This is a genomic window from Trueperella sp. HMSC08B05 (assembly GCF_001808405.1).
GTDB classification, from domain to species: Bacteria; Actinomycetota; Actinomycetes; order Actinomycetales; family Actinomycetaceae; genus Trueperella; species Trueperella bernardiae.
In genome coordinates, this window is sequence record NZ_KV793235.1 from 1 (window position 1) to 6929 (window position 6929).

Consider the following 6929-nt stretch of genomic DNA (forward strand, 5'->3'; position numbering starts at 1 on the left):
TGGTGATCGAGGGGTCGGGGAGCGGGGCGATGCCATCCTCGGTGCCAAACTGCGCGCGCAGGTCGTCGATCGGGCCCCAGTCCAGTGCGCGCGACGGGCACGCCGTGACGCACGCGGGCTCCTGGCCGGTGGAGCGGTAGTCGTAGCACAGGTCGCACTTGGACATGTGGCCTTGCTCCGCGTTGAACTGCGGGGCGCCATAGGCGCAGGCCCACTCGCAGTAGCGGCAGCCCACGCACTTGGACGAATCGACGTACACCGTGCCGTCCTCGCGCCGGCTCATTGCCGTGGTGGGGCAGACCTGCATGCAGATCGCGTCCTCACAGTGGTTGCACGCGATCGACGTGTAGTAGGTGAACACGTTCTGGGTGAGGGCGTTGCCCTGTGCCGTCCACGTGCCGCCCGAATACTCCACCACGCGGCGCCAATTGACGCCGATCGGCAGGTCGTGCTTGTCCTTGCAGGCGATCTGGCAGGCCTTGCAGCCCGTGCAGAGCTCCTGGTCAAAGAAGAATCCGTAGTTGGCACCCGCTTGGGTTAGCATCTCGCTCATTAGTCCTCCTTGCTCACGCCCGCGGTATCCGCGTTATAGGGCTGGTAGTAGGCCGCCTCGATCCGCTCCAGCGCACCCTTTTCCGCCTTCTCAACCTGTGCCAGCACCGTGTGGCTGGGCAGGCCCTTGGCAAGCGGGGTCGGGTGGAGGGAGGTGAGGGTGTTGACCGAGCCGCCGACGTCGACCGGCCGCTCCCCGTTCGCCCCCGCCGGTAGCGAGAAATCGGCCGAGGGCAGCGGCTTGTACCACGCGCCCTGCGGGATCGACACGGTGCCGGGGATGATCCTCGGCGTGACGAGCGCGCGCAGCTGGACCGTGCCGCGCTCGTTGAACACGTAGACGGCGTCCCCGTTGGCGATCCCGCGCGCCTCGGCGTCGATCGGGTTGAGCCACGCGGTCTGGGTGTGTGCCTCCTTGAGGAGGTTGACGTTGCCGTAGCTGGAGTGTGTGCGGCCCTTGAAATGGTGGCCGATCACCTGCAGCGGGTGCTCAGCGTTCTCGCGGGCCTCGAGCGCACCCTCCCAGGTGGCCACGAACTCGGGCAGCGGGGTGAGGACGTCGCCGGCAAGGGCCGGGCGGAAGACGCCGAACTCCCAGGCCTTTGCCAGGTTCGCCAGGCGCTCGGAGTAGATCTCGATCTTGCCCGACGGCGTGGGCACCGGGTTCGCCTCCGGGTCCTCGCGGAAGTCCTTCATGGTGATGACGGGGCCGTCGTTACGGCGGTAGATCCCCATCTCCTTCCACTCGTCCCACGTGGGCAGGGCCGGGTCGTCCTCGCGTGAGCCGTTGATCGCCTCACGCAGCCAGTCCTCGCGGCTCTTGCCGCCGGTGAACTCCTGCTCGAGGTCCAGCTTCGCGGCGAGCTCGGTGCAGATGTCGAAGATCGACTTCGTCTCATACATCGGCTCGATCGCCTGCTGGGAGACGATGCCGTAGGCCATGGGGCCGCCGTTCGCACCGGCGTGGTAGTCGAACTCCTCCGAGGTGGAGGTACCGGGCAGCACGTAGTCGGAGTAGCGGGCCGAGACCGTGTACATGATGTCCGTGGTGACGATGAGCTCGCACTTGGACTCGTCCTCGAGGATGCGCACCGATTCGTTGTTGTCACCGGTCTGGTTGACGAGCGAGTTACTCGCGTACTGGAAGACCGCCTTGATCGGCACCTCTAGCGAGGTGTTTTCGGGCTGCATGTTCTCATCCACCGGGATCTTCAAGCCGCGCACCCCGGGTTCGGGCTTGACGCCCACGCCCGCGTTGAACGTATTCATCTCCGGGCCGTGGTCGATCGCATCGAGCCAGGAGAAGCAGGAGATGATCTTATTCGAGGGGTTGACGAACTCCGAGTAGAACGACGTGCCGACCCCCAGGCCCCTCGCACCCTCGCGCGCGCCCGTGCCGCCGCCGGGGATGCCGGGGTTGCCGGTCACGCAGGCGAGGAGGAAGATCGCGCGGGCGGTGTTCTCGCCGTTCGCGTGGCGCTGCGGCCCCCAGCCCTGGGTGATCGCGGCGGGCTTGGCGTTGGCGATTTCGCGGGCCAGGCGCCGGATGTCGGCTGCCGGGACGCCGCAGATGTCAGAGGCCCACTCGGGGGTCTTCGCGACCCCGTCCGCGCCCTTACCCTCAAGGTAGGCGCGGTAGGAGGCGTTCTTCGGGGCGCCCTCGGGCATGTGGTCCTCGTCGAAGCCGAGGCAGTACTTGTCGAGGAACGCCTGGTCGTGCAGGTTCTCCTCAACCATTACGTAGATCATGCCGGCGATCAGCGCGGCGTCGGTACCGGGGCGAACCGGCACCCACTCATCTCCGAGCGCCACGGAGGTCTCCGAGTAGCGCGGGTCGATGATGATCGTGCGCACGCCGTGCTCGCGCTTGATGTTCTGGGTGACGAACGTGTGCCCGCCGCCCGACATGCGGGTCTCGATCGGGTTGTTGCCGAACATGACCTGCAGCTTGGAGTTGGCGACGTCGTCGAACGAATTGGAGTTGACCCACGTGCCGTAGAAGTAGGGATAGGCCTGCGTGATGGCCGTGGTGGAGTAATCCGAGTAATGGTCGAGGTAGCCGCCGAACGCGTTGAGCAGGCGAGCCATCGGCGTGTTGTTCGGGGGCCACGAGCAGGACATGACCGCGCCGAGCGTGCCGGTGCCGTACTGGATGTAGAAGGCCTCGTTACCGTAGCGGTTCTTGATGTCCTTCATCTTCTCCGCGATCTCGGTCAGCGCCTGATCCCAGGAGATTTCCTCCCACTGCTCCTCGCCGCGCTTGGTGCCTTCCTTGCGCTTCATCGGCTTCTTGAGGCGGTCGGGGTTGTAGATGCGCTGGCGGATCGAGCGCCCGCGCACACACGCGCGCACCTGCTGGTTGCCGAGCTCGTCGGTGCCGGTGTTGTCCGGCAGGACCCGGACCACGGTGCCATCCTTGACCTGCAGGCGTAGCGGGCAACGCGAGCCGCAGTTGACGGTGCAGGCCGACCACACGGTGCGGTCGGCGTCGGCGATCCCCTCCGCGTCTGCGGCCGCGACCTTCGGCGTGCCGAGGCTAGTGGTGGTGGCCGCCAGGCCGGCAACTCCCGCGGCGACCCCGGACCACTTGAGGAATGTGCGGCGCGAAGGGCCGTGCGGCTGCGCGGTCGTGCCGGGTGAGAGAGTCTGAGTCATCATCGCCCCCAAAAACTGAACAAAGAATGCCGGAATTTCCGGCTGTCAATGCCAGTATTCGAGCTAAACGACGAGTGTTCGTTAGACCAAAGTCCCAGATGATCTCAAAAGCGGGAAAACCGCCTCTGACACGGGAAAAGTTACGTGATAATAAAGTTTCGTAATGCCTAGGCGAGCGAGGTGAAGGCCTTTTCCAGCTCCTCGGGCGTGGTCAGCGGCTCGTCAGAAAAAGCGCAATTCTTCATCGCGGCGGCCACGATCGTAAACCCTGCCCGGTTGAGCGCGGACGTCACGGCGGCGAGTTGGTGGATGACGTCCACGCACTCCCCGCCGTTTTCAAAATTCTCGATGACGGCGTTGAGTTGCCCGCGGGCGCGCTTGAGTCGGTTGAGCGCCTTGCGCTGCTCGGCCTGGAGCTCTTCGATGCCCATGATGCTACCTCTTCTGTTCGGGCCCATCCTACGCGGCGGGGAGTGGTTGCGCGACGTTGTCGTCGACACTACCCTATACCCCAGGGGGTATCGAAGGGGATGGAGGTCACCCAATGAGGATCGTTGTTGTTGGTGGAGTTGCCGGAGGGATGTCGGCCGCGGCGCGTTTGCGCAGGTTGCAGGAGGGCGCCGAGATCATTGTGCTCGAGGCGGGCCCCGAGGTGTCGTTCGCCAATTGTGGCCTGCCCTACTTCGTGTCCGGCGAAATCACCGACCCGGGCGCGCTCCTCGTCCAGACCCCGGCCTCGCTCAAGGCCTCACTCAACCTCGACGTGCGGGTCAACAGCGCCGTTACCGCGCTCGACCCCGCCGCGCGCACCGTCCGCGTGAATGGTCCCGACGCCGACTACGAGCTCACCTACGACGTCCTCGTCCTCTCGCCCGGCGCCGAGGCCTTCCGCCCTGACGTGCCCGGCATCGACTCTCCGCGCGTCACCACCTTGCGCACCGTCTCTGACGCCCACGCGCTTCACGACGCCGCGGCCGGTGCGTCGTCCGCCGTGGTGATCGGCGCCGGCTTCATCGGGCTTGAAGCCGCTGAAGCACTGGCCATGCGCGGGGTGAAGACCACCGTGGTCGAGTTCGCCGACCACGTGCTGCCCCCGCTCGACACCGAGAGCGCTTACTACGTGGCCCAAGAGCTGGCCGAGCTCGGGATGGATGTGCGCACCTCCACCGCCGTCACGGCGATCGAGGAGCCGGGCGCGGGTGGGCCGGCCGACGTGGTGCTCTCCGACGGCTCGCGCGTGAAGGCAGACGTGGTGGTGCTTGCCGCCGGCGTCCGCCCCCGCACCAGCATCTGGGAGGATGCGGGAGTGGAGTGCGAGCGCGGGGCCATCGTCGTCGACGAACACGGACGCACCAACCTCGAAGGCGTGTGGGCCGTGGGCGACGCCGTGGTCTCCACGGACCTGGTGACCGGGGCGCGGCGGCCCGTGGCGCTCGCGGGCCCGGCCAACCGTGCCGGCCGGCTCGTGGCAGACGCGATCTCCGGCAACCTGTCCCACCCGATCCCGGCGGCCGCGGGCACGGCGATCGTGCGCGTGGGCAAGCTGACCGCCGCGATGACCGGCGCGAACGAGCGCGCGCTCGAGGGGATCGCGCACCACACGATCTCCCTCCACCCGGCCGACCACGCCGGCTACTTCCCCGGCGCCACCCAGATGCACATGCGCCTCCACTTCGCCGAGGATGGCAAGGTGCTCGGCGCGCAGATCGTGGGCCGCGGGGGCGTGGACAAGCGCATCGACGTGCTCGCCACCGCGATCAAGGCCGGCATGACCGTGGCCGACCTCATCGACCTCGACTTGGCCTACTCCCCGCCGTACGGCTCGGCGAAGGACCCGGTCAACATGGCCGGCATGATGGCCTCCAACGTGCTCGACCGCACGATGGACGTGTGGCACACCGCCGACCTGGCGCGCCTGCGCCAGACCCACCTCATCCTCGACGTGCGCAGCCGCGCCGAATACGAGGGCGAGGGCCACATCGACGGCGCCCTCAACATCCCCCACCTCGAGATCCGCGATCGGATGGACGAGGTTCGCGCCTCTGCGGCCGGGCGCCCTATCGCCGTACACTGCAAGTCCGGCATGCGCTCCTACCTCGCACACCGCCAGCTGGTCCAGGCCGGCAACACGTGCGTCAACCACTCCGGCGGCATGATCACCATGCTGGCCGAACTCGGCGACAGCGCGGACGGCGTCGTCAAGTAAAGGCGGCCCTGGCCGTCACCATGAACAGCTGGGAGCACAGCCGCTCTCAGGAAAAATCCTGGGGTGAAGGCCCGGGAAGAAAGAAGGAAGAACCATGTGCCAGCGCGTTACCTGCCCCAAGTGCGGCAAGCCCACCTGGGCCGGCTGCGGCAACCACATCGAGCAGGCCCTCGCCGGCGTTCCCGAATCGGAGCGCTGCCAGGGCCACGCGAAGGAGGGCGGCTCCTTCCTGTCGAGGCTCTTTGGCTAAGCCGGGGCGCGATAGAAGTCCGGGCAGTTTAAAAACACTGGACGATTCCGGGGCGATCTCCTCAAATAAGAAGATCGCCCCGGAATCGTCCAAAAAATTTCACTCCGGCTTCGCGCCGGGGTGCCTTAGCCGATGCCGATCAGCTGCATTGAGTCATAGTGCAGCGACCTGCCCATGAACTCGGCGGCGAGGATGAGCACGAACGCCGCGCTCACCACCCAGGTCAGCGTGGCCGGCTTCTCAAGCGTGGCCAAGGAGGCGTACTTGAACGCCGCGAAGCCCACGCCCACGGCGCCCAGGCCGAGCAGCACCAGGCGCATCCAGAAGAACGCGCCGGAGAACGCCGCCGCGGAGATGGCCGCCGCCGGCTCGGGGTGGGTGGCCAAGTGCTGCACGTGTGCCACGTAGGAGATGAGGATCCCCACCGCCACCAGGGCGACCAGGGCCATGCAGGCTTTGACGATCTGGGTGGTGAGCTTCCATTCCTTGTCCGTGGCGGGAGCATGAATCTCGGCCAGGTTGCGGTCGATGCCGAGGCGGGTCTGCCAGGCGGGCGGCGTCGTCGTGCGAGACGGAACCGCAACCGGGCCGCGCTCGGTGGCGGGCGTGCGCTGCCGGATCGCCGTCATTGCAACGAGGGACACGACGACGGCGGCCGCGCCCAACATCAACGTGGTGGCGAAGAACTGGAACGGGACAACCCAGGTGTTCCACGCCGGGACGGTGACGAGCGAGGAGTAGATCATCGACATCGACCACACGAGCCCGATACCGACCAGGCCCGTCACCATGCCGAGCGCAATGCGCGCCTTGGCCGGGCCGACCCGGAACCACTGCAGGAGGGCAAAGAGGAAGCCCAGCCCGGCGAAGCCGACGCCGAACACGATCTCGCGGCTCAGCCACGATGAGCCCACGTGGCGGAAAACGTTGAGGGTGTGGGTGACGTCGTTCATGTGGAACATGGAGGCGACCAGGCCGAACACCATCACCGGGCCGATCACATACAGGATCGGGGTGGTGAGACGGTCGGTGGTGCGCTCGTCGGTGGTGGCGGTGAGCCAGAGCTGGATCGCACCGAGCACGAGGAACATTCCCACGCACAGCTGGGCCACCACGGTGAAGATAATCATGGGTAATTCGTGGAGGTTCATCAGATCTCCTTGGGGTTGAGGATCTCGCCGTTGGCGGAGTTCCACGGCTGGGCGTCCTTGTGCGGGTGGATGACCAGGCGCGGCTTGGTGATCGAGGGGTCGGGGAGCGGGGCGA

Annotated in this window: 6 protein-coding genes; 2 read left to right on the plus strand and 4 right to left on the minus strand. The window is 66.7% G+C overall.

All coding sequences use genetic code 11. The features are described 5' to 3' along the window. The 3 genes from HMPREF3167_RS03450 to HMPREF3167_RS03460 form a co-directional block, all read right to left on the minus strand. On the minus strand, window positions 1–553 hold a 553-nt coding region (locus HMPREF3167_RS03450), incomplete at its 3' end, for a DMSO/selenate family reductase complex B subunit (protein WP_070445525.1). Then, window positions 553–3210 carry a DMSO/selenate family reductase complex A subunit gene (locus tag HMPREF3167_RS03455; protein ID WP_246783058.1) on the minus strand — a complete coding sequence of 886 codons (2658 nt, stop codon included), beginning with the start codon at window positions 3208–3210 and terminating at the stop codon, window positions 553–555. The genes HMPREF3167_RS03455 and HMPREF3167_RS03450, both read right to left, overlap by 1 nt. A 164-nt stretch (window positions 3211–3374) precedes the next feature. Further along, window positions 3375–3638 carry a metal-sensitive transcriptional regulator gene (locus HMPREF3167_RS03460; protein WP_062614080.1) on the minus strand — a complete coding sequence of 88 codons (264 nt, stop codon included), beginning with the start codon at window positions 3636–3638 and terminating at the stop codon, window positions 3375–3377. A 113-nt stretch (window positions 3639–3751) separates the two neighbouring features. On the opposite strand from HMPREF3167_RS03460, the gene HMPREF3167_RS03465 reads away from it, so the two are divergent. Then, the gene (locus HMPREF3167_RS03465; protein ID WP_062614079.1) at window positions 3752–5413 is read left to right on the plus strand and encodes an FAD-dependent oxidoreductase; all 1662 of its coding nucleotides are present in this window, start codon (window positions 3752–3754) and stop codon (window positions 5411–5413) included. A gap of 94 nt (window positions 5414–5507) precedes the next feature. Then, window positions 5508–5663 carry a hypothetical protein gene (locus HMPREF3167_RS09795; protein ID WP_162839030.1) on the plus strand — a complete coding sequence of 52 codons (156 nt, stop codon included), beginning with the start codon at window positions 5508–5510 and terminating at the stop codon, window positions 5661–5663. Between the two features lie 125 nt (window positions 5664–5788). On the opposite strand, the gene HMPREF3167_RS03470 is transcribed toward HMPREF3167_RS09795, so the two are convergent. Further along, window positions 5789–6814: a dimethyl sulfoxide reductase anchor subunit family protein gene (locus HMPREF3167_RS03470; protein ID WP_070445528.1), complete on the minus strand. Its 1026-nt coding sequence runs from the start codon at window positions 6812–6814 to the stop codon at window positions 5789–5791. Window positions 6815–6929 lie beyond the last annotated feature (115 nt).